Origin of the sequence: Nostoc sp. NMS7 (assembly GCF_017115085.1) — a bacterium.
Lineage (GTDB): Bacteria > Cyanobacteriota > Cyanobacteriia > Cyanobacteriales > Nostocaceae > Nostoc.
On record NZ_JABXKJ010000229.1, the window covers coordinates 21,294 to 48,063 of the forward strand.

The 26,770-nt window shown below is 42.3% G+C and carries 22 protein-coding genes and 1 pseudogene; 16 read left to right on the top strand and 7 right to left on the bottom strand.

Annotated features, from left to right (window positions below; all coding sequences use genetic code 11):
• Positions 1-241 precede the first annotated feature (241 nt).
• Entirely contained in the window at positions 242-2,413 is a 2,172-nt protein-coding gene (topA, locus tag HWQ38_RS28865; RefSeq protein WP_292800741.1) for a type I DNA topoisomerase, read from the bottom strand.
• Positions 2,414-2,587: 174 nt separating this feature from the next.
• Here topA and HWQ38_RS28870 point away from each other — a divergent pair.
• Positions 2,588-2,806, top strand: a pseudogene (locus tag HWQ38_RS28870) (pentapeptide repeat-containing protein); the annotation flags it as partial.
• 188 nt (positions 2,807-2,994) lie between these two features.
• On the opposite strand, the gene HWQ38_RS28875 reads toward HWQ38_RS28870, so the two are convergent.
• The 4 genes from HWQ38_RS28875 to ftsH all read right to left on the bottom strand — a co-directional run bounded on the left by HWQ38_RS28875 (position 2,995) and on the right by ftsH (position 7,890).
• Positions 2,995-3,381 (bottom strand): hypothetical protein, encoded by a 387-nt coding sequence (locus tag HWQ38_RS28875; RefSeq protein WP_292800743.1) that lies wholly within the window; start codon positions 3,379-3,381, stop codon positions 2,995-2,997.
• 36 nt (positions 3,382-3,417) lie between these two features.
• Entirely contained in the window at positions 3,418-4,434 is a 1,017-nt protein-coding gene (locus tag HWQ38_RS28880) for an AAA family ATPase (RefSeq protein WP_366933353.1), read from the bottom strand.
• Between the two features lie 69 nt (positions 4,435-4,503).
• Positions 4,504-5,205, bottom strand: a complete 702-nt coding sequence (locus tag HWQ38_RS28885) for an AAA family ATPase (protein WP_292800745.1) — start codon at positions 5,203-5,205, stop codon at positions 4,504-4,506.
• 792 nt (positions 5,206-5,997) lie between these two features.
• Positions 5,998-7,890 carry an ATP-dependent zinc metalloprotease FtsH gene (gene ftsH / locus HWQ38_RS28890; protein WP_292800747.1) on the bottom strand — a complete coding sequence of 631 codons (1,893 nt, stop codon included), beginning with the start codon at positions 7,888-7,890 and terminating at the stop codon, positions 5,998-6,000.
• A gap of 212 nt (positions 7,891-8,102) precedes the next feature.
• Between ftsH and HWQ38_RS28895 the strand changes: the two genes are divergently transcribed.
• The gene (locus HWQ38_RS28895; RefSeq protein WP_292800749.1) at positions 8,103-8,648 is read left to right on the top strand and encodes an NADPH-dependent FMN reductase; all 546 of its coding nucleotides are present in this window, start codon (positions 8,103-8,105) and stop codon (positions 8,646-8,648) included.
• Between the two features lie 189 nt (positions 8,649-8,837).
• Here the strand turns inward: HWQ38_RS28895 and HWQ38_RS28900 are convergent, their stop codons facing one another.
• Complete coding sequence (locus tag HWQ38_RS28900; protein ID WP_292800751.1) at positions 8,838-9,956, bottom strand: ferrochelatase; 1,119 nt, start codon at positions 9,954-9,956, stop codon at positions 8,838-8,840.
• Between the two features lie 400 nt (positions 9,957-10,356).
• Between HWQ38_RS28900 and HWQ38_RS40610 the strand changes: the two genes are divergently transcribed.
• The 9 genes from HWQ38_RS40610 (at position 10,357) to dacB (ending at position 19,147) form a co-directional block, all read left to right on the top strand.
• Positions 10,357-10,461 carry a filamentous hemagglutinin N-terminal domain-containing protein gene (locus HWQ38_RS40610; RefSeq protein ID WP_366933354.1) on the top strand — a complete coding sequence of 35 codons (105 nt, stop codon included), beginning with the start codon at positions 10,357-10,359 and terminating at the stop codon, positions 10,459-10,461.
• A 20-nt stretch (positions 10,462-10,481) separates the two neighbouring features.
• Positions 10,482-11,528: a hypothetical protein gene (locus HWQ38_RS28905; protein WP_292800753.1), complete on the top strand. Its 1,047-nt coding sequence runs from the start codon at positions 10,482-10,484 to the stop codon at positions 11,526-11,528.
• Positions 11,529-11,540: 12 nt separating this feature from the next.
• Entirely contained in the window at positions 11,541-12,125 is a 585-nt protein-coding gene (locus tag HWQ38_RS28910; protein ID WP_292800754.1) for a hypothetical protein, read from the top strand.
• A gap of 376 nt (positions 12,126-12,501) precedes the next feature.
• Entirely contained in the window at positions 12,502-12,711 is a 210-nt protein-coding gene (locus HWQ38_RS28915) for a hypothetical protein (RefSeq protein ID WP_292800756.1), read from the top strand.
• A gap of 84 nt (positions 12,712-12,795) precedes the next feature.
• Entirely contained in the window at positions 12,796-13,368 is a 573-nt protein-coding gene (locus HWQ38_RS28920) for a hypothetical protein (protein WP_292800758.1), read from the top strand.
• A gap of 224 nt (positions 13,369-13,592) precedes the next feature.
• Positions 13,593-14,855, top strand: a complete 1,263-nt coding sequence (locus HWQ38_RS28925; protein ID WP_292800813.1) for an MFS transporter — start codon at positions 13,593-13,595, stop codon at positions 14,853-14,855.
• A 132-nt stretch (positions 14,856-14,987) separates the two neighbouring features.
• Positions 14,988-16,877 carry a biosynthetic-type acetolactate synthase large subunit gene (gene ilvB, locus HWQ38_RS28930; protein WP_292800760.1) on the top strand — a complete coding sequence of 630 codons (1,890 nt, stop codon included), beginning with the start codon at positions 14,988-14,990 and terminating at the stop codon, positions 16,875-16,877.
• Between the two features lie 191 nt (positions 16,878-17,068).
• Positions 17,069-17,608 carry a tellurite resistance TerB family protein gene (locus HWQ38_RS28935; RefSeq protein ID WP_292800761.1) on the top strand — a complete coding sequence of 180 codons (540 nt, stop codon included), beginning with the start codon at positions 17,069-17,071 and terminating at the stop codon, positions 17,606-17,608.
• Between the two features lie 75 nt (positions 17,609-17,683).
• Positions 17,684-19,147 (top strand): D-alanyl-D-alanine carboxypeptidase/D-alanyl-D-alanine-endopeptidase, encoded by a 1,464-nt coding sequence (dacB, locus tag HWQ38_RS28940; RefSeq protein ID WP_292800763.1) that lies wholly within the window; start codon positions 17,684-17,686, stop codon positions 19,145-19,147.
• A gap of 154 nt (positions 19,148-19,301) precedes the next feature.
• Here dacB and HWQ38_RS28945 read toward each other — a convergent pair whose 3' ends face one another.
• Complete coding sequence (locus HWQ38_RS28945; protein ID WP_292800765.1) at positions 19,302-19,805, bottom strand: GNAT family N-acetyltransferase; 504 nt, start codon at positions 19,803-19,805, stop codon at positions 19,302-19,304.
• 168 nt (positions 19,806-19,973) lie between these two features.
• On the opposite strand from HWQ38_RS28945, the gene HWQ38_RS28950 reads away from it, so the two are divergent.
• From HWQ38_RS28950 to HWQ38_RS28970, 5 genes are all read left to right on the top strand, one after another.
• Entirely contained in the window at positions 19,974-20,402 is a 429-nt protein-coding gene (locus tag HWQ38_RS28950) for a helix-turn-helix domain-containing protein (RefSeq protein ID WP_292800767.1), read from the top strand.
• Positions 20,403-20,428: 26 nt separating this feature from the next.
• Positions 20,429-20,974, top strand: a complete 546-nt coding sequence (locus tag HWQ38_RS28955) for a PIN domain-containing protein (RefSeq protein ID WP_292800769.1) — start codon at positions 20,429-20,431, stop codon at positions 20,972-20,974.
• 58 nt (positions 20,975-21,032) lie between these two features.
• On the top strand, positions 21,033-22,079 hold the full coding sequence (locus HWQ38_RS28960; RefSeq protein WP_292800815.1) for a zinc-dependent dehydrogenase: 1,047 nt from the start codon (positions 21,033-21,035) through the stop codon (positions 22,077-22,079).
• A gap of 319 nt (positions 22,080-22,398) precedes the next feature.
• A complete protein-coding gene (locus tag HWQ38_RS28965) occupies positions 22,399-23,676 on the top strand; it encodes an inorganic phosphate transporter (RefSeq protein ID WP_292800771.1) in 1,278 nt (425 codons plus the stop codon).
• A 608-nt stretch (positions 23,677-24,284) separates the two neighbouring features.
• Entirely contained in the window at positions 24,285-26,603 is a 2,319-nt protein-coding gene (locus HWQ38_RS28970; protein WP_292800773.1) for an EamA family transporter, read from the top strand.
• Positions 26,604-26,770 lie beyond the last annotated feature (167 nt).

Sequence of the window (26,770 nt, forward strand, 5' to 3'; positions counted from 1 at the left end):
AACTCGGAAGTTGAGCCTCTGAACTCGGAAGTTGCACCTTTGAACTCGGAAGTTGAGCCTCTGAACTCGGAAGTTGAGCCTCTGAACTCGGAAGTTGCACCTTTGAACTCGGAAGTTGCACCTTTGAACTCGGAAGTTGCACCTTTGAACTCGGAATTTTCAAAATTATAAAAGAACAAGTGAAGATTTTGTTTGAAAGAATATGAAATTCAAGCTACATATCACCTTAACAGGGGTACTCCTAACTCCTAACTTCTAACTCCCCAAACTTCGGACTCCACCAGCCTTTTGGCGTACTAAAATAAGCGACATCTTTATGTTTAGTATCCTGACGCGATCGCGGGTCAGAACATCGCAACATTTTCTTACTCTGCCCATCTTTGACATAATTGTACTCCTCTAGAGGTTTCTTACATACTGGGCAGGGATATGCTGTCATTTTCACCGGAGGCTTTTGTTGATTCTCAGCCTGGACTGCTTTCGTTCGTGGTGGCTCCCAAGTTTTGTTAAAGTCGCTCCAAAATAGCACGACATTTTCACAGCCTTTTGTGCATTTGAGAAAATATTTCTTTTTGAGTTTACTGCTCGGAATTTTGGCGAGAAAATTTTTGCATTCAGGGCATCGAGTCTTGGAAGTTTCATATTGGCGCTCGCTGATCACATTCGCTTTACCTGTTGAGGAACTCGCAACTACAGTTTTCGCTTTGGAGAGCGCTGGTACAAAATAATTCTGATTCCAACTAGTTAAATAATGCTGCCAAGAGTTTTTTCCTTCAGAAATTGCATCAAGAGCATCCTCCATTTTCGCTGTGAATTCCGCCTCTAATAAATCTGGTAATGCTTTGAGCAAAAACGCATCAACTTCTAACCCTAACGCCGTCGGTTGCAGATGGTCTTTTTTCAACTCCACATAATTCCGTTTTTTTAAGGTAGCAACAGTAGGAGCATAGGTACTTGGGCGACCAATTCCTTTACGTTCCATCAGTTGCACTAATTTAGGTTCACTATAACGGGGTGGTGGCTGCGTCTGCTTCTGCTCATGTCCAGCATTCTCCAGTTTCAGCGCTTGTCCCTGTTCTAATGAAGGTAAAATACTATCCTTGCTGAGATTGTTCCAGTACCGAGCATAACCGTAAAATTCAATCACTTGCCCTCTAGCTGACCAGAGTAGGGAACCAGACTGAGTAATCACCAAAGTTTTACGCAATTGGGCAGCACGACACTGAGAGGCAATTGAGCGTTTCCAAATCATTACATACAGATTAAACTCATCATTAGGAAGTTCAGAACGCAACTGAATTGAGGGACGAAATACATCCGTTGGACGAATCGCTTCATGTGCTTCTTGAGCCGACTTGCTACTACGATGCTTGGCGACTTGCTGCGGTACATTCTGGGGGTCATTTTGCTCTAACCATTTACGGGCGCTGGCACAAAATTCTGGACTTAGCATCACTGAATCTGTTCGCATATATGTAATCAGCCCTGCCTCATAAAGCTTTTGGGCAACAATCATGGTTTTGTCAGGAGCAAATCTCAGCTTTGAACCGGCTGCTTGCTGAAGGCTGGAAGTTGTAAATGGTGGCGGTGGCTGGCGGTTAACGATTTTTCCTTCAAAATGAATCACCTGATGAGGATGTCGCTGTGCTTCTTCAACTAAACGTGTAGCCTCTGCTTCGGAAAGAACACGCTTAGACTCCGGTGCTTCTGTACTATTACCTACCTTCGCGTCATCGTTAGTTTCAGTTTCTTGTTCTGCTGCATCTTTGGCAGAATCGACCGTCCCTTTGTAAAAAGCCCGGAATCCTTCAGCATAATCTACCCAGACACTCCAGTAATCTTGGGGGACAAAAGCCAGAATTTCGTTTTCTCGCTGACAAATCAGGTGTAACGTGGCGCTTTGGACTCTGCCAACACTCTTAGCCCCGTTATTCAATGCCCAAACTAAAGGGCTACCTTTATAACCTACCAACTTATCTAGGCAATCTCGGCACAGCCCAGCACCGATCAAATTTTGGTCTAGCTTTCTAGGATTAGCGATCGCACTCTGCACCGCCGATGCTGTAATCTCACTATAAATTACTCGTTTCGGTTCCCTTAGACCCAGCGTTTCTTTCAGGTGCCAAGCGATTGTCTCGCCTTCTCGGTCTGGGTCAGTTGCTAAGACAACTTCATCAACCTGCCTCACCGCAGACTTGAGTTTCTGGATTGTTTCCTTCGCTCGTTGGTCACGCGGGACGTAATTGCACCGGACATTACTACCGTCCATGACAAAGCCCAAGGAATCATCCCCTTCATTGCTGAGTTCTCGGATGTGACCACAACTGGCGAGAACTTTCCAATCTGCACCCAGAATTTGACTGAGTTTTTTGACTTTTCCGGGGGATTCTACCACAAGCAGGCGTTTGATCATAGCAACTGCGTTCTCGATTTTGAGCAAATAAACTGGCAATTGCAATCAGCGATGGCTGCGCCAACGCCAAAGGCGAACGCCTATTCTCGTGATATCGATTTTCTAGAATACTGTACCAAAAAGCTTTGGCAATTGCTCAACTCAGTTTAGAGATAAATGATGTTCCTCCAAAGCGATCGCTGTTGGAACTAGCTCAACTACTATGATTTTAGCCTCAACAACCTAGTTAAATTAGGATTTAACGACATCCGCCTACGAGACGAACACCTACCAGGTATCATCTCTGCACTTGCTTGGTATCAATGGAGTTTGGGTGTAATTTACATTACGCTGGTTTTATGGACACTTTCCCGCACGATTCCGGGATTTAATTTGCTGATTTATCTGAAGTAGCTGACTACGCGATTAGATAACAGCCATGAATTTATTATTTTGCCTTTTTTAATCTTTTTATAATTTAGTCAATAATTTTGTTATGAACGGAAACGCAGCGATATTGTTCAATGTTTCTGATCGCATCGATTCATGCGTTACGCAAGAGCTAATGCACGATATGAGATTAGTGATCACACTAACCTATTTTAAGCAACTATTTCCTGAATAATGTCTTTAATCTCTTGGTCAATTTCATCTTTCTCCATTAAACTTGCTAATCGAGAAGTATCTTTTTCTTTCTTAAAACGAACATTATATTTTTTACAAACTTCATCTAGTAGGATATCACCAGGAACTAAGTCTAACTTTTTAGATCGCCAAGCAGCGTTTATCTCATTAGATTTATTTGAATAGATAGTCTCTACATTGGTTTTTTCTAATTCTAACTGATCAATTATCTTTTGGATCGAGTCTATTATCCTAACAACAGTTTCTTGGTTAACAAAATCCTTAAAAATACCTTTTGCATCTGGATAAATAGGTTTACACGCAATTTTAGCAACTCTTTTATCTATGGCAAACTGCTTTAGCATTTCGGCACATACATGAATTTCAGTATTAATTTCGCTTTACGTTGGCGACTCCTGACTTAAATTACTTATTAATTTCTTTTTATACGCTATAAAAATTTTTATAGCTCTTGAGCATATTAAATAATTTTCAATTTCTCGTTTCTTTAAAACTTTAATTTTAGCGTTGTTACCAAGCATCTTTTGCATTTTAATAATTTCATAATCCTCTTTTTCGTCGCGATCAATAAGAAACCACATTTTAACTTGACGCTTTGTTAGAAACTCCAGAGTTGCTTCTGTTGCAAAGTGTGCGAAATTGCGCGCACCGCCCATATGAATAAATCCTACATTTGCTTGACTAAGGTTGATTCCTAATACAGAAGCCCATTCTCGAATGGCATCTTCATCTGATTGACCTTCTACAAAAATAAGACGATCAAACATGAAGAGGGAACTTAACCTAATCCCAAGCTCTTGTGGAATTTTTGCTTCAGCTTCTCCAACATCCAATTGCTGTATTTGAGTCGAGTTTGGTTTTGTCACCAAATACACATTATTCATCTCAGCAGTATCTAAGAAGTTAGTTGAATGAGTTGTTAAAAAAACTTGACAGTCACTACTGATACGTTTTAGATATCGCATCATGCTCGTTTCGATAGCAGGGTGTAAATGTATTTCTGGTTCTTCAACAAGTAGTATATCAGAATGTTCAAATTCAACATCTAGTAATAATCTCAAAGCCTCTTTAATTCCTGAACCATTTACTTCTACTAAAAAGTTATCAACGTCCATCTCAGCCGATGCTTGGCTTGTAGGCGAAGAAGGGCTACTTTCAAAGGCATCTATATGTACCCCCAGCAAGGCAGCAACAGTTTCTTGAATATTTTTAAGAATCTCATTTCCGCCTCGTTTTACTTTTAAGGAAAGAAGGCGATCTGCTTCTTCTTTACCTATCTCTTTACGTCTTTCTGTTAGATAAAGAATTTTTATCTTGCCTATTCTTTGCAACAGATTTTTTACATAATTAGGAATCGAAGAATCTTCACCAGAAAAAGTCCCTACCTTATTCTTCAATGGTTGGTTTAGAATTGCTTGAAATTCTTCCTTAAAATTAGATATAAGTTCTGAAATAATGTTTTCTATTTATTCAAAAGATGCTTTTGAACCAGATCTATTCTCGATTAATGACATAACTTCAGTATTAAAATTTAAAACTGAGGATAAATATTCCATTGGTGGGCGTTCACGTATTTGTCGTGGTAAATATCCTCGAAGTTTCTCGCTGTCAAAAGAACTTAATTCTTCTATTTTTTTACTCAATTTATGGCAGTATAAAAAATTACTATAAATTTCCAAAGCACTAGTTTCATCAATGCTTAAAATAACCCTTTCAGGATCAGAATGTTTTGTTCCAACCTTTCCTGTTCCTCCCAGACTGAGTTTCTTTACATAACTGAAAGATGATAATGAAGGCATAATAACAAGAGTTACAAATAGACGCAGTGAGGGATCAATACCATCAACTGCATTTTTCATTTGTGGCGATTCTGTCACAATGTCTCGAATCAAAACATCTCTTTCAGCCAGTGTTAAAGAAAAAGTATGAGAAATCTCGATAGGAACTTGAGTCTTCTTATCAAAAAAATCAATCTCCCTACCAATTTTCGGTTTAAGAGTAAGTACTTCACCATCATGTAAACAGTTGAAGAAAGCGTGTATAGCTGAAAGAACACTTGATTTACCAGAGTTGTTCTTGCCAATAAGAACGTTAAACCCACCACAATTAGTTAATTCAGAACTCTCAATGCTCCGAAATCTTTTGATAACCACGCTCTCAAGCTTCATAATGTTCTCTTATTTTAATTGCCTAAATTTTAATATTTAGTGGTTGAAATTTTTAATCAAGAAGCTCAACTTGATAAGCTGCCCTCTTGCAAGTAAAGTACAGATTTTTATGCTCAACTTGACTGAGCTTTGAAGGTTGGCACTCATTGCAATAGCAATTAGACTATAAATTCTTGCAGCTACACCATAGTCTTTAGATTGCCCCACCAGCAACTTTAAAGCTACACACCTACCAATAAATTAGCAAGCTAACTCTTATTGGATAGGTTTTTACTTATTATACCTTCAATTGCAGTAAATACATAGATTTCCTACTGTATATCTGCCACTTTTAGGTAAATTAGCAGTGAACTATGTGCATAGTAACTTGCTTTAAGTAAATATATAGTATAGGTGTGTATATCTTCCAAGTCATGTCTTCTTAATAGTATTTTTGTATTGTTAATTTTTTGACGCACTTGGCGGTTAAAAAATGCTGCTTTCAACGCAAAATCAGGCGATCGCACTTCCTGTTTCTCTAGCAGTTTGACTGACAGCAGTAGTTAGCAAAAATTGATGCTGTCCGCACCAAGCTATTCTTATGGAGACGGTTTGCGATCGCACTACAAAGTGGTGTCAAGCGACCTTAACTGAACTATACTGCTGCATCAGACTCCGCTTTGTATAGGTTTGGGTAGGTATTTGCGATCGCTTAATCTTAAATAGAAGGGTAAAAAAACCCGGCTTCTTTATCAAAACCGGGTTTTTAAGTAATTGTTAATTTATTTCTGGACAGTACAACAGGGCAATACCCTAATGAGGTACAGGCACTTGTGCATCGGCTACCTGCTGGGTATTATCAGCAACAATTTTGCGGAATAAATCGCCTTCAATAGTCTCCTGTTCTGCTAGCAAATCTACTAAACGCTCCAAAACTATGCGGTTTTCTGACAACAGTTCTTTGGACTTGATATAACAATTGTTGACAATTTCGCGTACTTGTGCATCAATCTTGGCAGCAATTTCTTCAGAATAGTCTGATTTATTCATCCAGTCACGTCCCAAAAAGACCTCTGCACTCTGGTTTTCCAAGGATAATAGTCCTAATTCTGACATCCCGAAACGTGTCACCATCTGCCGTGCCATCCCTGTTACGTGTTGCAAGTCATTGCTTGCACCTGTGGTCACTTCTGGCTTACCAAAAACGATTTCCTCAGCGGCGCGACCACCCAAAGTAGCAGTAATCCTAGCTTTGAGTTGGGAACGGGAAATTAACCCCTGTTCTTCGTTGGGAGTAAACCAAGTTAATCCTAGTGCTTGTCCGCGTGGGATGAGTGTAACTTTCTGCACAGGGTCATGCTCTTTGAGTAATGTGCCCACTAAAGCATGTCCAACTTCATGATAGGCAATCAAGCGCTTGCTCTTGCTGTCTACCAAGGCGGTACCTTCCATACCTGCAACAACTCGATCTATAGCAGCATCAACTTCTAAAATGGTGACAGCTTCTTTGCGTCTCCTAGCGGTGAGAATGGCAGCTTCGTTGAGTAAGTTGGCTAAGTCTGCGCCAGTAAAACCAGGAGTGCGACGAGCGATCGCTTCTAATGATACGCTAGGATCAACTTTTTTATTCCGCGCGTGGACTTGCAAAATTTCTTGTCGCCCTTTCAGATCCGGTGGATCGACCATCACTTGCCTGTCAAAGCGTCCCGGTCTGAGCAGCGCTGAATCTAAGACATCTGGGCGGTTCGTGGCTGCAATAATAATGATCCCTGTGTTACCTTCAAAACCGTCCATTTCGGTGAGCAGTTGGTTGAGCGTTTGTTCGCGCTCGTCGTTACCGCCACCGATACCAGCGCCCCGTTGTCTACCTACTGCGTCAATTTCATCGATAAATATGAGACAAGGAGCATTATCTTTGGCTTTTTTGAAGAGGTCACGCACGCGAGATGCACCTACACCGACGAACATTTCCACAAATTCTGAACCGGAAATACTGAAGAATGGGACACCTGCTTCCCCGGCGATCGCTTTTGCTAGTAAAGTTTTACCAGTACCAGGGGGGCCAATTAGCAGCACTCCTTTGGGAATACGTGCGCCTACAGCAGTAAATCTTTCTGGCTGTTTGAGGAAAGTCACAACTTCTTCAAGTTCTTCTTTAGCTTCTTCCACCCCGGCGACATCTTCAAATTTCACTCCAGTTTTTGCCTCCATTTGGAAGCGAGCTTTGGATTTGCCGAAATTCATCGCTTGGCTAGAAGCATTGGTAGAGCGACGGAGGAACAATACCATTAAAGCCAGTAGGGGCAAAATCCACATGAGATTGATCAACAGCCCAACAGCAGCTCGACTGTTAGCAGAGGAAACTTCGCCAAAATCAACATTTTTATCTTTGAGTATGTTAATCAACTCTGTGTTTTGTGCCAGAAGTCTCACCTGTTGCGGTGGTGTATCATCCTTTTGTCCCTTGAGATAAACCCTTGCTAGCTGTTCGGTTTCGTCCAGCTCTAGTTTTTGGATTTCTCCCGCCTTCGCTTTCTTGAGCAAGTCGCCATAAGTTAGAGGGGTGGTCTCTGCTTTTTGTGCCAAGACCGGAGTACTCCCGAAAATTCCTGGCAACATAATCAAACTAGCAGCGATTGCACCAACCCAAGCAACTCGCTTTGAGGACTGCTCTTTTCTCAATGCTTTTTTTCCCAAATTTGTCATAATAATTACCTTTTGTCTGCTGGCACAAGTTGAGCTATGGTTTTATGCCTATTCTTCTCTTCAAAATTGTAATAACTGGAAATTACACTTTTCTTATCTAGTCTAACTTCCACACAAAGTTCCGACACAAATCGCTAAAATAACTATAGTCATAACGATTCCGTTTTAGAAAATCAGGCGATAGTAGCTAGTTAATAGTTTGTGGGTTAATTATGGTGAAGATTGTTGGCATTGGTGGTAGTTTAAGACCAGGCTCCTATACCCAGGTTGCTTTACAAGTAGCAATGCAAAGGGTTGAAGCTGTGGGTGCAGAGGTAGAAATTCTCGATTTACAGCAGTTGCAGCTACCGTTCTGCACTGGCGCAAAGGAGTATCCAGAGTATCCAGATGTTCAGAGGTTGCAAGATACAGTCAGTCGCGCCGATGGGTTAATTTTAGCGACACCTGAGTATCATGGTGGCGTTAGTGGTGTCCTGAAAAATGCTCTGGATTTGATGAGTTTTGATCAACTGGCGGATAAAGTCACAGGACTAATCAGCGTATTAGGTGGTCAGTCTAATAGCAACGCCCTAAATGACCTACGGATAATTCTCCGTTGGGTACACGGTTGGGTGATTCCCGAACAAATTGCCATCGGACAAGCTTGGGGTGCTTTCAGTCCTGAAGGCAAGCTCTTAGATGAGAAACTCTCTCAGAGATTTGATCAATTTGCTCAGAGTTTAGTTGATAATACTCGCAAGCTGCGGGGCGTAAATTAGTTGTAGGGTGGGCAAAGCTTTGCTCATCCTACTAAACTTAGGGATTTACAACAAATAAACTATCCAATCTTGTGGGGCGGGCAGCGTTCGACTGAGCGCTCACGCCGAAGTCTTGCCCGCCTTAGCTTACGGGCGGGTGAGACACCCACCCCACAAGAAAATATTGGATGTTTTTGATTTGTCAGTCCCTTAATGGTGGTGATGGTGGTGATGGTGATCACCTGCTAGTTGGGGATTAACTACCAAAGTTTGGTCTGACAACAGCTGTGCAATATAAGCATCAGCCCATTGCGCCGCCATCGCCAAAAATTGCGGATGGTCGTTGACGCAAGCCATCTGCACGTAGTTCGTACCAGTATGCTGTTTTTCTAAAGTATGGATGATATGGTGTACATCCAATAAAGTTTCGTGGTTTTCTGTAGCAAAGCCAATTGGCATAAATATCACTACTTTCGCACCCAATTGAATCAGGTTATTTGCCGCTTGCTCTGCATTTGGCTGTGTCCAATCAATTAAAGGTGTATCGTGATTTAGCCAACCCACTGAGATTAAGGGATAACGATTAATCAACTTATCCCGAACCAAATCATACATCGCTTCACTTTCGGCAATCCCCGAAGTAAATCCTTTAGCTTTATGAGGACAACCGTGGTTCATTAACACAATGCCGATTTGAGAAGGTAGATAAGCTGCGGCTAACTCAGCAATTTTCTCCTCAACCAGATGAGCCATTAAATCGATGTAGGCTGGCTCGTTGAAGAAAGAAGGGATGTAGCGCTGTCCTTTAACCCAGTGTTCTTCACCATCAGTTAATTCAACCAGAGCCTTGTTAACTTGCTCGATCGCAATTCCACTGGTAAAGATAGAATCAACAACTAGCAGTGGGTAAATTAGCAGCTTATCGAAGCCTTGGTTTTTGATTTCTGCCAAGACTTGATTTGGTAGGAAAGGGGCACAGAAGTTGAAAGCCTTGAAAACTTGGACATTATCACCCCATTTTTCTTGTAAATTCTTCTCAATCCCAGCACGCTGCTGTTCAAAGATGGCATTGTGTGGGGAGATAAAATCGTGGTGTGTGTGTCCCCACTCGTGGCGGTCAAATAGCGCCAAAAGTTTTGCCAAGGGGGGATAAATCCAGGTTGGTACTGGTGCAAATTTTGCTGTCAGTAGATTTAAAGCCTGTTCGTTATAGTTGGCGAAATCTTCGTAGCTTTCGACTTCGCCGTAGCCCATGAGCAATACGGCTACACGGTCTTTACCTGATAGATGCTCGTGGGTATGTTGTACTTTTTCCGGCGTGGCAACCACAATCAGTTCCTCTATATAACCAAAGTGCAGAGAGATATGAAGTTAGGGAATAGTTGAACATCCCCCTTACTAGTAACATATTATCCCATCCAGGGGGATAGGATAGGTGGGAAAATGAAAATAATACATCAAAAGAGGTACTGTGATTATTACTGCGTACTGGGCAACTCTTTTCTAGTTAAGTGAGTTTTTGTTGTATATCAGCCAATTGCGGCAAATGGGACGGGTGCGGTAGTCAGGATAGTGCAACGGCTTAACCCAATAGACATCTCCAGAAATTAAATATGCGTTACCCAGAACCCTTGTAGAGACGTAGCAGTGCTACGTCTCTACTTGTTTAAGTAGAACGAGGTGAAAAAACCAAACTATGTAAAGATAAGTAAGTAGAACGAGACATAACGTGTTTTTTGTGAATCCCAATGGCATAGTTTTTGGTTCTAATGGCAGTTTAAATGTCGGTGGTTCATTTGTAGCAACCACTGCCTTCAATAAACCACTTATATAAAGAAAGTACCCAACAAAACAATGATAGCTGGCTTTACCCAACTCAAACCCCAGTTCGTAACTCATTTAGGATTGCTATATCAAAAGTTTTATTTAATTTATTTGACTTGTGTAAATATTAATCACCCGCTTCAGTGCATTCTCAAACTATGCCTTCTGGCAACAATTATTAACAGTCTAGCTGTCAATGTTGTTGCTGCTGAAGTACAAACTTTTGGCCAAGCTGGTAGAAATGGTGTAGATGGTCGGTCTGGACGAGACGGGAACTCTGCATCAGATCAAATAATTCGCGCTAGCGAACAACTACAAATGATTGACCTCTCCGGTACAGATGGCGAAGCCGGAGAATCTGCTACCTCTGGTGAACCAGCTTCTGGATGCCAACAGCCCCAGGATGTGACAGTGAATGTATGCGGTGCTAGAGGTGGTAATGGTGGTAATGGTGGTAATGGTGGTAATGGCGGTAATAGCGGTAATGCTACTGTTTACTTTGAGTCATTATCTCAACTCAAGAATGTGGTGTTACGTAATCGGGGTGGGAGGGCAGGTGTTGGAGGAAAAAGCGGACAAGCAGGTAGTGGATGTAACTGTACCCAACCGCGCTGGAGTGTAAATTATTGCACTTGGGCATTGATGGCGCAACAAATCAATGTAGAGAAAGCACAGTGGAAAGAAATTAAAAGAGAATTATTTCGCTGTACGGGTGATGCGTTCTATGACGAACAACAAAATCGACCCCAGCTAGCAATTTTAGATCCAAACTACCGTTATGGCTGGAAATATATTGGTCTATCACAGCAGAGAGATTTGACTTGTGAGAATGGACTTATTGGTCAACCGGGACGCAACGGTAGAGATGGGGAACTTAGTAGTTACGGTCAAGTATTGTTAGTCAAGGGTACAGAAATTCCTCAAGAACAAATTAGTTATAGCAATCGCGTTAGCCTGTTAGTTGATCGAAGCATTGGGCTGATCAAGAAAAATTTGTCGAAAAAAACGGGACTACGGAGTCTACTTGGTACTGGTTCGGATGTCCGAGATAGTTATCGTTTATTAGAAACCGTCTAAAGTTCTTTTAAAGTGTCTTGGCAAACTGTTAAACGCCCACAGGATTTAGGAGATCCTTCGCTAAAAGTTGAAATTACTGAATCGGGGAAATTGCAATTTTATATTCCAGGGACATTGGAATATAAACTCAATAATTCGCCAAACCAAACCGAAATTGCGATTACTGGAGGTATTCACCCTAAACGTTTAGGACGTTTTAAATTTAAAGGATTTGATCGCTTCTCCGATTCCCGCAATTTTACTCTTTTAGATGAAGGTAAGCTTCTGGGCGAGTTAAAAACGGTTAAATTGACAATTATTTTGTTCCAGAACAACTCCAAAGTCAGCGAGATGTCTTACCCACTTGTTCCACATCGACCCTATCCTCACTGGGCCGATGCTTACCAGATCAATTTGGGCGATCGCTTTGATTCTTGGCTTCAACCAGGGCAACCTGTTAAGTATGAAATTCGCATTGAACAAACTACCCGTTCTGGAGTCACCTATACATCTGGAATGAAAATTGGTTTGGTTGTAGATAAAGTTACTCATTCTCCCGATATTCAATACTACTCAGGAGCGACACTAACAAATCTCTTAAGGCTTATAAATAAGTAGGCAGTAAAAGTTTCGGAATTCAGTATTTTAACAAAGAGATTTTAAATATACTTTGGACACAAATATTTTCGATTCAGTTTGTAAAATCATTTCAAATAATTCTTGTTCTACTGAATCGGCAGACCAGAACCACATAAGAAAAAGAAAACTCCTGCTGGGTGGCTAAATAAAATTTAGCATTTAAGTAAGTCGTGGAGAAAATTTACAAGTATGTAACAAACAATTAAGCAGAAGAATTAGAGCAATTTTATAGACTTGCTCCAACTCGATTCTAGAAATCTATACCCTCCACCTCTTGATTGATCACAGCGAGGACAGATGCTGAGAGTGTCTCCAATCACTTTATAATTAGTTAAAGAACTGCATCTTAAGTAATATGAAACTACCTCAGATTATCGCTACAACAGTCGTAGCAATCGCCTTTGGATACGTCGGCTCTCAATATTTGAGTAGAAATATTATGTATATCATCGGCGGTGCAATGGCTGGACTGGGTGCAGTGGCGTATGTAACTCCGTCCAAATCTCAAGAAAAATTAGAACCGGAATTTCGAGAAGAGTCAACATCTACAGAACTGAAAAAATGAGTTGTAAGCGCTCAAACTCATGCCGAAATCTTTCTAGTAAGTTAAATTATTACTGATTGTAAAAGCTGCTAATACGATAGACGGATGAGTATAATTATTTGCCCTGGAATTCATCAGCCAGATTTAAGTGAAAGTTTTAGAGTAGAATTGTTAGATTTAATTTCTCATAGCTCAGTCAGTCAAAAGCCAGCTAATATACTGGTTTATCCGGGTCAGGATTTTTTAGTTTTATCAGCATTTCACATTTTGCAATTTTTGCGCGTTAGCAAGTCCCTTCAGCTAAAATCACCAATTATATTCATTAGCTTTAGTGCTGGCGTGGTCGGGGCAATAGGAGCAGCATATTTGTGGCAACTCTTGGGTGGTCATGTGAAAGCGTTTATTGCTATAGATGGATGGGGAGTACCACTAGAGGCTAATTTCCCGATTCATCGGATGAGTCATGATTATTTCACCCATTGGAGTTCCTGTTTGCTAGGTAGTGGGCAAGATAATTTTTATGCAGAGCCAGCAGTTGATCATTTGTCAATATGGAAATCCCCCCAAACTGTACAAGGCTGCTGGGTAGATTCGTCTATTGGTATTTTTCCACCCAAAGGTCATCTGACAGCATCTGAGTTTTTGCTTATGCTGTTAAAGCGGTATGAAGCAAATTAATCCGGACAATAGAGTTAGGAGTGAGGAGTTAGGAGTTAGGAGTCAGCATTTATTCTCCCCTCTGCCCAATACTTCTCTACCAGAGGCTGCACCAACGACTTCTCTACGAGACGCTGTTCAGACTTCGCTCAGTACAAGTGCCCAATACTTCTCTACGAGAGGCTACGCCAACGACTTCGCTCAGTACAAGTGCCCAATGCCCATCTACCCAAAGAAAGTATTTAATGTTTCCAACTGAACCTGCTGCTGTTAATAAAGGGTTTGGCTCACTGCTAAAAAACCGTGGTTTTATGCTCCTGTGGATTGGGCAATTGTTGTCCCAGTTAGCAGATAAAGTCTTTTTCGTTTTGCTGATTGCTCTGTTGGAGAACTACCCACCGCTTCCGGGGCTGGCACAAAACTCCATGTACTCAACTTTGATGCTGTCCTTTACAATACCAGCAATTTTGTTCGGCTCTGCCGGTGGCATCTTTGTTGACCGCTTGCCAAAAAAGCTGATTATGGTCGGCTCAGATGTCGTGCGGGGAATATTAACGCTATGTCTTCCCTTATTACCCCGACAGTTCCTGATTCTGTTAATCCTGACTTTTGCCATTTCCACGGTGACGCAGTTTTTTGCACCAGCTGAACAAGCAGCGATTCCTTTGTTGGTGAAGCGAGAGAATTTGTTAGCAGCGAATGCACTGTTTACCAGTACGATGATGGGAGCTTTAATTGTTGGCTTTGCGATCGGAGAGCCGATTTTGAGTTTGGCGAAAAGCTTGATGGGAGAAGAATACGGTCAAGAGCTTGTGGTAGGTGGATTATACATATTATCGGGTGCGATCATCCAACTGATTAAGTTTAAAGAACCCAAACGACCGAAGCAAAATCGGGCATCAAATAACCCTTGGGCTGAATTCACCGAGAGTCTGCGCTATCTCAAGAAAAACCCTTTGATTTTGAACGCCATGCTGCAACTGACAACTTTATATTGTGTGTTTGCAGCCTTAACAGTGCTGACAATTCGATTAGCCGCAGAGTTTGGTCTTAAAGAAAAACAGTTTGGCTTTTTCTTAGCAGCAGCAGGGGTGGGTATGGTATTTGGTGCGGCAATTTTAGGTAACTGGGGCGAAAAATTTCATCACAAGCCCCTACCTTTAATAGGATTTTTGATGATTGCACTAGTTTTAGGAGTATTCACTTTTACGCAGAACTTATTGCTGGCGCTAGGACTCTGTGCATTTTTGGGTATAGGTGCTGCCTTAATTGGTGTGCCCATGCAAACTTTGATTCAACAGCAAACACCACCTACGATGCACGGTAAAGTATTTGGCTTTCAAAATCATGCTGTTAACATCGCTCTGGCCTTACCCTTAGCGATTACTGGGCCATTAACTGATGCTCTGGGCTTGCGATTTGTACTTGTCGGAATGAGTATTGTTGTTGCAGTTGTCGGGGTTTGGGCTTGGAAAAATACCCGCAAAGTCTTGCAAGACGTAATTTAATTAATGTAGGCTAATAGTCTAGATTTATATTTAATCTAAAAAATTCTCGGATTTTGATTGAACTTTTCAATTAAAATGAAATACTAACTACAGAATTCAGCATTTATTTTAGCTATAGTCTGAGGTTTGACCGTGCCATCGCTTTCCGAAATTAGTCTCCTACAAACCGAGAATCACAAACAGTCTCGTATTTCTAGCCCACCAGTCCTACCCAAACGTGCATCTGGCGGTTTTGCCCTGCTTGACAGCCTTCATCGCCACGGTGTTGATTATATTTTTGGTTATCCTGGTGGAGCAATTCTCCCAATTTACGACGACCTGTATAAGGTGCAAGCAACTGGTGCTATGAAGCACATTCTCGTCAGACACGAACAAGGCGCAGCCCACGCTGCTGATGGTTACGCCCGTGCAACTGGCAAGGTAGGAGTATGCTTTGGCACTTCTGGACCAGGAGCAACTAACTTGGTGACAGGCATCGCCACAGCTTACATGGATTCGATCCCAATGGTTGTGGTTACAGGGCAAGTAGCACGTCCGTCGATTGGTACAGATGCCTTTCAGGAAACTGATATTTACGGGATTACCCTACCGATTGTGAAGCACTCCTATGTAGTGCGGGATGCCAAAGATATGGCGCGAATTGTCGCCGAAGCCTTTCATATCGCTAGCACTGGGCGTCCGGGGCCAGTTTTGATTGATGTCCCCAAAGATGTAGCTTTAGAAGAATTTGACTATGTGCCTGTGAAACCAGGTTCAGTGAAGTTACGCGGTTATCGTCCTACGGTAAAGGGAAATCCCCGGCAGATTAATGCCGCGATTCAGTTGATTACTGAAAGTCGCCGTCCGCTATTATATGTCGGTGGTGGTGCGATCGCAGCCGGCGCCCATGAAGAAGTCAAAGAACTAGCTGAATTATTCAATATCCCTGTCACCACAACCTTAATGGGGATCGGTGCCTTTGACGAACATCATCCCCTAGCTTTGGGAATGTTGGGGATGCACGGCACTGCTTACGCTAACTTCGCCGTTAGCGATTGTGACTTGCTGATTTGCGTTGGCGCTAGATTTGACGATCGCGTTACAGGCAAATTAGACGAATTCGCCTCCCGCGCCAAAGTAATTCACATCGACATCGATCCCGCAGAAGTCGGCAAAAACCGCGTTCCCGAAGTGCCCATCGTCGGCGATGTGCGGAACGTCTTAGTAGACTTGTTGCGTCGATGCAAAGAAACAGGCGTTAAGGCTACACCGAATCAAAACCAAGAGTGGTTAAATTTAGTTAACCGTTGGCGCGAAGAGTATCCTCTAATAGTGCCGCACCATGCCGACAGCATTTCACCCCAAGAAGTGATTGTAGAAGTCAGTCGTCAAGCACCCCACGCTTTCTACACCACAGATGTCGGACAACATCAAATGTGGGCAGCACAATTTCTGAAGAATGGCCCAAGGCGCTGGATTTCTAGTGCTGGTTTGGGAACGATGGGTTTTGGCTTACCTGCGGCAATGGGCGCAAAAGTGGCGTTTCCTGATGAAGAAGTCATCTGTATTAGCGGTGATGCCAGTTTCCAAATGTGTTTACAGGAACTTGGCACATTAGCACAGTATGGGATAAATGTCAAGACATTAATTATCAATAACGGCTGGCAAGGGATGGTGCGCCAGTGGCAGCAAGCCTTCTATGGTGAGCGTTACTCATGCTCAAACATGGAAGTAGGGATGCCAGACGTAGAGTTGTTAGCAAAAGCCTATGGGATTAAAGGGATGGTAATTAGCGATCGCAGTGAATTGAAAGATGCGATCGCCGAAATGCTCGCACATAACGGCCCGGTGATCGTGAATGTCCACGTCACCAGAGACGAAAACTGCTATCCAATGGTAATCCCTGGCAAGAGCAACGCTCAAATGGTCGGCTTGCAGAAGCAACCACCGAAAGCCGCAGTAGAAGCAGTATATTGTAGCCATTGTAGTGCGAAAAATGCTCCTACCCACAACTTCTGCGCTGAGTGTGGGACGAAGTTGTAACGCTTTTTGATAATTCTGGGCAGTTTAACTATTTTTATACGTAGAGGAATGTATCCTCTACGTATTTTTTATGAAAAAAGATTCATACCAATGTATTTCTCCGCATTCTTTTGGGAATCCTAAATTTAGGAAGCTTTATCAACTGCTAGGTATTACTTCCTGAAATATCACGTAACTTTTGAAGGATAATTATGTCTAAACGCAAGTTGCCCAAAGGCCGTAGCGCTAGTTCAGTTGCTCTAGAACCAGAAGTTGCAATCGCAGTTATTGGACTCTTTTCCGCAGCTGCTGATGGTGATGGTATAACCATAGAAGAACAATACGGTTTGAGTGAAATGTTGGGTGCCGTTTCCCAATTTGAAGATTTCTCTGATGAAGACTTTGAAGAGTTAACCGAGAAAGTCACCAGCTTACTAGAAGAAGAAGAAGCTGAAGTTCTAATGAAGCAGGCGATCGAATCCTTACCGAATAAAAATTATCGAGAAGCTGCATACACTACCGCTATCTTAGTCGTAGGGATTGATGAGGAAGTACCGGAAGCAGAACAGGATTATATCTCTGAGCTTCAGGAAGCCTTGAAAATTTCAGACAAGCGAGCGCAAGAACTCATAGACGAAGTATTCGGGGCAGAAGAGGAAGACGAGGAAGAAGAGGAAGACGAGGAAGACGAGGAAGACGAGGAAGAAGAGGAAGAACAAAAAGGAAAAGTAAAAGCAAAAGCAAAGCGTTAATTTCCTCCTGTCGAACTGACGTTAAAAAAATGCCACACCAAGGTATTATCATCAAGTAGTTTTAAGAACTATGTGATGACTAGGAAAATTTTTCTTAGCTTGATGCTGCTGTTTCTGGGTACTCAAATTGGTATTACCCAGCCAGCAGCTAAAGCACAAACCCCAGTTGTACCAACAACTACCACAAAATCAATTTGCTCTACCCAACTGGGAACAGCTATAGATGCTGTAATCAATCGTCCCTTATTCAGTCGGGGGCGCTGGGGAATTTTGGTGCAACCCCTGTCAACCGGGCAAACTCTTTACAGTCGGGATGCTCAGAAATATTTTACTCCCGCGTCTAACTTGAAGTTGCTGACAACAGCAGCCGCATTGCAGCAGTTGGGTGCTAATTTTCGGATTCGTACCTCAATTTATCAGAATGGCAAAGGTGTTTTACGTGTTGTCGGTAGGGGAGATCCCAGCTTAAGTGATACTCAACTCCAAACATTAGCACAGCAGCTAAAACAGAAAGGTATTACTCAAATTCAGCAATTGATAGCTGATGATAGTTATATTCAAGGGGATATTGTTAACCCCACTTGGCAATGGGAAGATGTGCAGTCAGACTATGGCGCACCAATCAGCAGCTTTATTCTAAATCAAAATATTTTTAGCTTAAAACTTGTACCGCAGGCTGTAGGTAAATCTTTACAAGTGCTGTGGATTGATGCTGGCGAGGCGAAACAGTGGCGGATAATTAATCAGTCAGTAACGGTTGCCCAAAATCAACCAATCTACGTCAACGTTACCCGCGAATTATCAGGAACAGCATTACGAATTCAAGGACAACTGACAACAAATTCGGAACCGTCTTTAATAGATTTGCCTGTAGTTGACCCTAATTATTACTTCTTACGACGCTTCCGTACTGCTTTGGCAAGAGAAAAAATTACCTTGGGACAAACATTAGTAGAAAGTGGTGGTGTTAATCAACAGGAAATAGCATTTGTAGAGTCGCCACCTTTATCTGAATTATTAATGGAAACTCTTCAGAATAGTAATAATCTTTATGCTGAAGCACTGCTGAGAGCATTAGCTGTGAAAAAAACCAGAGGGAAAAATCAGACTAGCGCTGATGCCGGTTTGGAAGTTGTCAAAGCGAGTTTAACTAAATTGGGAGTTGATCCAGCAAATTATGTTTTAGTGGATGGTTCGGGTTTATCACGTCGTGACTTAGTGACACCACAAGCTTTTGTACAAACTTTGCGAGGAATAGCAAGAACACCAACAGGATATGTGTATCGCGCATCTTTACCCGTGGCAGGTAAAAGTGGAACCTTGAAAGGGCGCTTTCAAGATACATCTGCTGAGGGCATTGTGCAAGCCAAAACAGGTACCTTAACAGGTGTACTTTCTCTATCTGGATATCTGAATGCGCCTAAATATGAGCCGTTGGTTTTTAGTATTATCGTGAATCAATCGGAACAACCTGCAACAGTTGTGCGGCAGGCAATTGATGAAATTGTTGTGTTGTTAACACAGTTACAGCGTTGTTAATATTATTGTCATCCAATTAAACAACAGGTTTACTAAACCTCATCTATGTTGAGAACCGTAGTTTTTGCCCTCACCCTAAATCCCTCTCCCAAATCTGGGATTCGGGGTTGGGGGATGAGGGCAAATCCTTTTGATCACCGAAGAACTACAGGTTTCAAGATAGACGCGGTTTAATTCGGAGTCCCATGATTACTAAGTCTCGTTCAACACTATCAATTTCGGCAACTTTAGGTAAATGTCCCCAGTGTTGAAAACCAAATGTTTCAAAAAGTTTTAAACTGGGTTGATTGTGGGCAAAAATCAAGCAAACTAGGGTCTTCAAACCCAAACTAGGACTTTCGCTAATTGCTTGTGCTAATAGTTGTCGTCCCAAACCACACCGATGAAAGTGAGGGGCTATGTAAATACTAATTTCGGCAGTCGTACTATAGGCAGGTCGCCCATAAAAAGATTGGAAACTAAGCCATCCAGCAATTACTCCCTCTACTTCGATTACCCAAATTGGGCGTTGTGAAAGCGATCGCTCCTTAAACCAAGAAAGGCGACTTTCCAAAGATACTGGTTCTAAATCAGCAGTTGCCATGCGGCTAGGAATTGCAGCATTATAAATTGCCACAATTGCAGGCAAGTCAGTTTCAGTCGCATGGCGAATAGTCATTGCTGGCGTCTTGGAGAAAATCTTGAGAAAATATTCAAAAATAATACAGCGTTACAGATAAATATGGGGTTCCCTTTCCCCTTTCCCCTCTTTTTCATTTTATATCCTATTTTCGTTTATTGCGTTTGTGTAATACAATCAAATTAAAAGACCAAGCCTACCATCTTTATGAATACCTTTTCCAGTATTATTACAGAAGCCGAAGCTGAGGCTATAAAGCAACTTGAACATATACTCAATCAGGAAAATAGTCAACTGAAATTAGTCGCGGCAAACGGCGAAGAAATGACTATTCCTGATTCTGTATGTTGTGTATTACGACAAGTAGTGCAGGCAATGGCATCAGGGAAAAATGTATCTATAGTCACACATAATCCAGAGCTAACAACACAACAAGCGGCTGATTTGTTGAATGTGTCACGTCCCTATCTGATTAAATTATTAGAGCAGGGTGAGCTTCCTTACATTATGGTAGGAACTCATAGACGGGTGAAATTTGAGGATTTAATCAAATATAAACAGCAAAGGGATACTAAACGTAGACAACTGCTAGATGAATTAATAGCCGAAAGCCAAGAGTTAGGATTTTATCAGTAGGGTGTTCTGATTATTTACTGAGTATTATGTATCGTGCTGTACTAGATTCTTGTGTACTGTTCCCTATGTACTTAAGAGATACCCTATTGTGTATGTCTGAGGCTGGTTTATATGTACCACATTGGTCGCAAGAAATACTTGATGGCGCAACTCGTAATCTAGTAAATACAGGTAGACTCACAACTACCCAAGCGATGAGACTGGAAGGGAGAATTAAAGAAGCCTTTCCCACAGCACTAATCGTAGTTCCTGATAATATTATTCAATTAATGACAAATTACCCTAACGATCGCCATGTTCTGGCTGCTGCTGTGGTAGGTAAGGCTAATATAATTGTCACCTCAAACCTAAAGCATTTTCAAGATCAGGATTTAGCACTTTGGCAAGTCCAAGCCAAATCTCCAGATGAGTTTTTAACTGAATTATATAATCTGTATCCGCAACAAGTCATTGAGGTATTACAGCGACAGTCTCAAAGTCTCAAAAAGCCAGCCATGAGTTTTTTTGAGCTTCTAGAATTACTCAGTAGAGAAGCACCAAGATTTACAAACAATATTAAATCCCAAACTTGATAGCTTAACGTTGACTGCTAATGTTACATCTAATAACATCGAGTGGGGAAAAACCAACGTGAAAGCACAGGTATTTAGAGGCGTTAATCAACTGTCTTACGAAGATATCCCAGTTCCAACCCTAGAACCAGATGAAGTGCTGGTACAGGTGCGGGTTGTGGGATTATGTCAGTCAGATATTAAAAAAATTCGTTATCCACTCTATGAACCGCCGCGCATTTTTGGACATGAAACTGCCGGCACGATCGCAGCATTAGGCAATAATGTCAAAGGTTGGCAAGTTGGACAACGGGTGGCAGTGATGCATCACATCCCTTGTATGCGTTGCGCCTACTGCCTAAATGATAATTTCTCTATGTGCGATGTTTACAAAAACATCTCCACAACCGCAGGCTTTAACGCCAGTGGCGGCGGTTTTGCTGATTATGTCAAAGTTCCGGGTCATATTGTAGAAAATGGTGGGCTAATTCCCATCCCCGATCGCATCAGTTTTGAAGAAGCGAGTTTTGTCGAACCAACTAACTGCTGCTTGAAAGCTGTAAAAAAAGCCCAAATTGCCCCAGGACAAACTGTGTTAGTTACTGGTGCTGGTCCCATTGGGTTAATGTTCATGATGTTGGTGAAGTATTTTGGAGCAAATGCGATCGCTACCGATTTACTACCCTCTAGAATTGAAAAAGCCTTGAGTGTGGGTGCAGAGGCGGCTTTTGATGCCCGTGACGCCGATTTAACCGCCAAAATTCATGCCTTAACTGGTGGACTAGGTGTTGATGTTACTTTGCTGGCTGTTCCGAGTGAAAAAGCTTTCTTTCAAGCGCTTGATAGTACCCGCAAAGGTGGCAAAATCTTGTTTTTCGCCGAATTCCCTGATGAGGTAGAAATTCCCATCAACCCTAATATCCTCTATCGTCGCGAAATTGACTTGATAGGTAGTTATAGCTCATCTTATCGGCTTCAGAATCTATCAGCTGATATTGTATTTAATCAGAGGATAGACGTGAAAGCGTTAATTAGCGATCGCTATCCATTAAAAGATTTATCAGCAGCTGTGGAAGTTGCGATCGCACCCACACCGGATACTTATAAAATCTTAATTTATCCGTAAAAGGGAGATGAGGGAGTGTTAAATCATTCGTAATTCGTAATGACGCTCTCTAAGAGACGCTAAAAGCGTAGCTTGCTTCTCCGTAAGAGTACGATGACTGGCTAACGCTAGGCTAACGTAATTCGTAATTAAGTTTTGTGACAGGGATTTAGACCCCGACCCAAAACTTACCGGTTATTGAACCGGGGGACTTCAACCCACGGTACTCTGTTAAAACTAGAAGTCTAAAGTTCAGAGGTTCAGCGACTAAGCTCAGAGGTTGAACGACCAAGCTCAGAGGTTCATCCTCATCTTTCCCATGTTCCTTACCTGCCTATATATGCCGTATACTCTACTTTCCGTCGCCTTACTAGCTTTCTACGTCGCCTGGAATCTCGGAGCAAACGATGTCGCTAACGCGATGGGAACCTCTGTAGGTTCCAAAGCTGTCACCCTGAAACAGGCACTAATAATTGCTGGGATATTAGAGTTTACGGGTGCTGTGTTGTTTGGACATGAGGTAACAGAAACCCTAGCGACGAAAATTGCTAATCCTGCCTTATTCGCAGCTACACCTCAAATATTTGTTACTGGGATGGTAACGGTACTAATATCGTGTGGTGTGTGGTTGCAAATTGCCACATCACGCGGTTTACCCGTCTCATCTTCTCATGCGGTTGTTGGTGCGATCGCTGGATTTAGTTGGGTAGCTTTGGGAGTAGATGCAATTGATTGGTCATCAATTAAATTAATTACCATTGGCTGGATTTTAACGCCGTTAATTAGTGGTGCGATCGCTGCTTTATTCTACAGTCAAATCAAGCACTGGATTTTAGATCAACCCAATCAATTAGTCCAGTTACAAGAATGGATTCCCTGGTTGAGTACTTTGCTACTGGGAATATTTGGTGTAATTGTATTACCCTCGCTGACTGAACCCATAACCAATTTTGTAATTGAGCAAATTGGTTTTACAATCCCTGCTTACGACATTCCACTATTAACGGGTGCAGTAGCAACAGTTGGACTCACAATCATTAGTTGGCGACAATTGGAAGACAAGGGGACAACAGGACAAACAGAATCTATCCAATGTCCAATGCCCAATCCCGTAGAAAGATTATTCGCCCGATTCCAATTATTGAGTGCTTGCTTTGTAGCCTTTGCTCATGGTTCTAATGATGTGGGAAATGCGATCGCTCCTTTAGCTGCGATCGTCTACATCAATCGCACTGGTAGCGTACCTACAGATGGTATCACTATCCCTATTTGGATTTTAATCCTTGGTGGTGCTGGTATTGTTGGTGGTTTAGCTGTCTGGGGTAAAAAAGTCATCGCCACTATTGGCGAAAACATTATTGCCTTGCAACCTAGTAGTGGATTTTGTGCCGAACTTGCCACTGCTACCACCATCCTCATTGCCTCCCGGCTAGGTTTACCAGTCTCCACCTCTCACGCCCTCGTCGGTGGTGTAGTGGGTATTGGACTGGTGCAAAACATCAACTCGATTAAGTTCCAAACACTAAAAGGTATTGCCGCCGCATGGCTAATTACAATCCCGGTGAGTGCTATCCTTAGCGCTGCCCTCTTTAGCATCGCCCGGATTTTATTCTTCTAAGAATTATTAATATTTCCTAACTTTTTCCTCTATTGCATCTACTCAAAGTACAACCTAGACTGCAACAACGCCAAAAAAGCGTGTTTTTGCAGAATTGCTGCTCATTCATTAGAATGTGTGCAGGGGTTAGCGTAACTTTGAATTTACACAGAAAGATACTTTAATCTGCATTTAGAAATGTAAACTGTCACAGAAGTTACATTCCACACAAATTTACAGCTAGTTTCGCAAGTCAGACAATTTTGTGGCGATGTTTGGGGAAAGTCGCTTTGCGTCAACGCGCAAGTGCTTGCTAACTACTATTGGTAGCAAAACAATAAATATTTATTTTAAGTAAGATTTTTTTAAAAGTAAAAATCTCATTGGCGAATATATTTATGAAAATTAAAACTGACCAAATACTTGTCAATGCTGAAGATAAGACCGTGTAGTAAGCAGTGGAGCAAATTTGATCCTTTGCTAACCTGTGTCCAGTATGACAGAATTACGTTGAAATGCCCAAGTGCTGTTAAAACTTTTAATTTATCTGACAAAATACAGGAAATTACTATGAGCGCCAAGTGTACGGGAAGCAGCTTTATCGTCAAGGTGTTAGAGGTTAGAAGCTAATGGGGCGATTCGAGAAGCAACCAGAAAACCCAAGAGTCAGAGGCGAGCTACCTAGAGCAGCAGAAAATGCTCTTTGGGCTGTAGTTGAAGACTTAGAAAATCTTCAGCAGAATGTCCTCAGAGCTTTGCAGGAAGACGTAAAGCGGCTTCAGTCCGAAAAAAATCGGTTATCTGATGAGATTCAAAGCTTGGTAGAGGAAAAAGAGCATTTACAACAAGTGCGCCAAATCACTGAGCAGCAAGTGTTAATTCGTCAACTGGCAGAAGTTCTGGCAAAACATATATCTTCACAACTGCAATCCTCTCTGGCAACTTTAGCTAACCAAATCATTGAGGGCAAATCTTATGAACAAACTGCCCTGAAGTCCGCCCAAGTGAGTAGCAATGTTGTAGTAGGTGAAATCAATGAAAAAGTCGAACACATGTTTGACAGCCTGGATGACACCGTTACTGTTACTTTTAACTCGCTGCAACAAGAACTGAAGAACTATCAAAGTAATCTTTCCCAACAGTTGTCACGGATGTATAGCCAGCAGCAACAAGGGGAAACGATTTTGGCGGAGTTTGTTAATCGCCTGCATGGAGAACTAGACAAAACTATAGAAGAAACTGCACGCAAACCAGCAACAGCAGGTAAACCTACTGTTTTGCAGTTTACGGAGCCAGAGAAAAACAGTTCTTTCGAGACATCCCCGCCACAGTCTGGCGAAGTAGTCAGAAATTCCCCTGAGCCAATTTCCCCGATCCCCAATAAATTTTCAGAAGGGGAAAGGATATCACAGCCGTCGGTTGTGAAAGAAAACGGCGCGAATCCAATTTCTGTCCCCAGCAAAGACTTATCGCAAAGGGAAACGACATCACAGCCGCCGGTTGTGAAAGAAAATGGCGCGAATCCAATTTCTGTCCCCAGCAAAGACTTGTTGCAAAGGGAAACGACATCACAGCCGCCGATTATCAGAGAAAACGGCGCGAATTCAATTTCTGTCCCCAGCAAAGACTTGTCCCAAAGGGAAACAACATCACACGCGCAGGCGGTTATAGTTCCGCCACCAAAAGAAAACGCTGTTGAACCAATTTCTGTCCGCAATCAAGACTTGCCGGAAAACGAAAGGACATCAGAGCCTCCGACTGTATCTGTGCCATCTTCACGAAGGAGAAACGCTGCTGAACCAATTTCTGTCCTCCGCAGAAACGGAGCACAGAGCAAAGCTAAATCTTCATCGACTACTGCGCTAGAGCCGCAACCGGAAGCAAAGCCCCCACAATCACGATCGCCTAATTCATCTGGCTTATCTACACTCCAAATCGGTTTCTTGTTGATTGTCTTATCAGTAGTGGTATCGTCGCTTTATAACGTCGCCATCAAGATAATTTTTCACCAAGGTTCCCAGATTTTTGGAGTATTAGAGGTAGAGCGCTTGCTGCCACCGACTTTGGGCAATACTCTATTAATTTTGACGCTCCGGTTTATGGTAGTAGTACCATTGATGCTGCTGTTGTCTCCAATACTGCATCCCCGATTGTGGCAAGACTTGGAAAATTTGGCTAATTCAGTCCGAGGAAATCCCACACCAGTTAATGCAGCTACTAAGCAGATTTTGCTGTTGTCGATTGTGAGCGGGGGCTTTTTGTTTTTGTCTCAGGTGCTAATTTACATTGCGATCGCTCAAGTCACAACTGGAATGGCGATCGCACTCTTCTTTGTCTATCCAATGGTTACTGGTTTATTGTCCTGGTTTCTGTTCCGCGATCGCCCTACTATATTTCGGATCAGTGCGATCGCCGCGATTTGCTGCGGTGAATTGTTAGTTTTAAGCGGTTCTCCCAGCACAGGTATGGGTAATATTTCAATGGGAAATAGCGCCGCCATTCTTTCCGGGGTGGCTTTTGCTGCCTACATAATTCTGACGCGCGTTTGTGCTAGCAAACTGCATCCGGTGACTTTTACTTTAATTAACTTCGCTACGATGTTGTTGTTGAGCTTTATCTGCTTAATGCTACCTTTACCAACCAGTTGGAACTTGATAGTTGATCCCTCTAAGATGCTGGAACTGGTTTTAAGCGCATTTATTTTGGGTGTGCTGACTCTTGCCGGATATTTGCTAAACAATGTTGGTATTACTAAACTAGGGGCTTCCCGCTCGGCGCTCATCGGTGGGACTATTCCAGTTTTAACCGTGATTTTCGCTGGCTTAATCATTCAAGAAAATTTGGATATTGTGCAAATTCTGGGAGTGTTGTTAGTAACCTTTGGCGCGGCTGCTTTCAGCTTTGAAACAATGCGAAATCAGGTTAAACCCTCTAATCCCACGAATTAAATGGCGAGTTCAATCAGTTTAGCTGTGATGGGAGCTACTTTACCTCCCATCACTCTGGGCATGAATCCTGATGCCCACTTGTAACTTCTTTAAACTAATGCGATTGCAGGTATTCCATATATTTAGATCCTAAATTTCTATATCTATAGCAGTTCTCGTACCCTGCG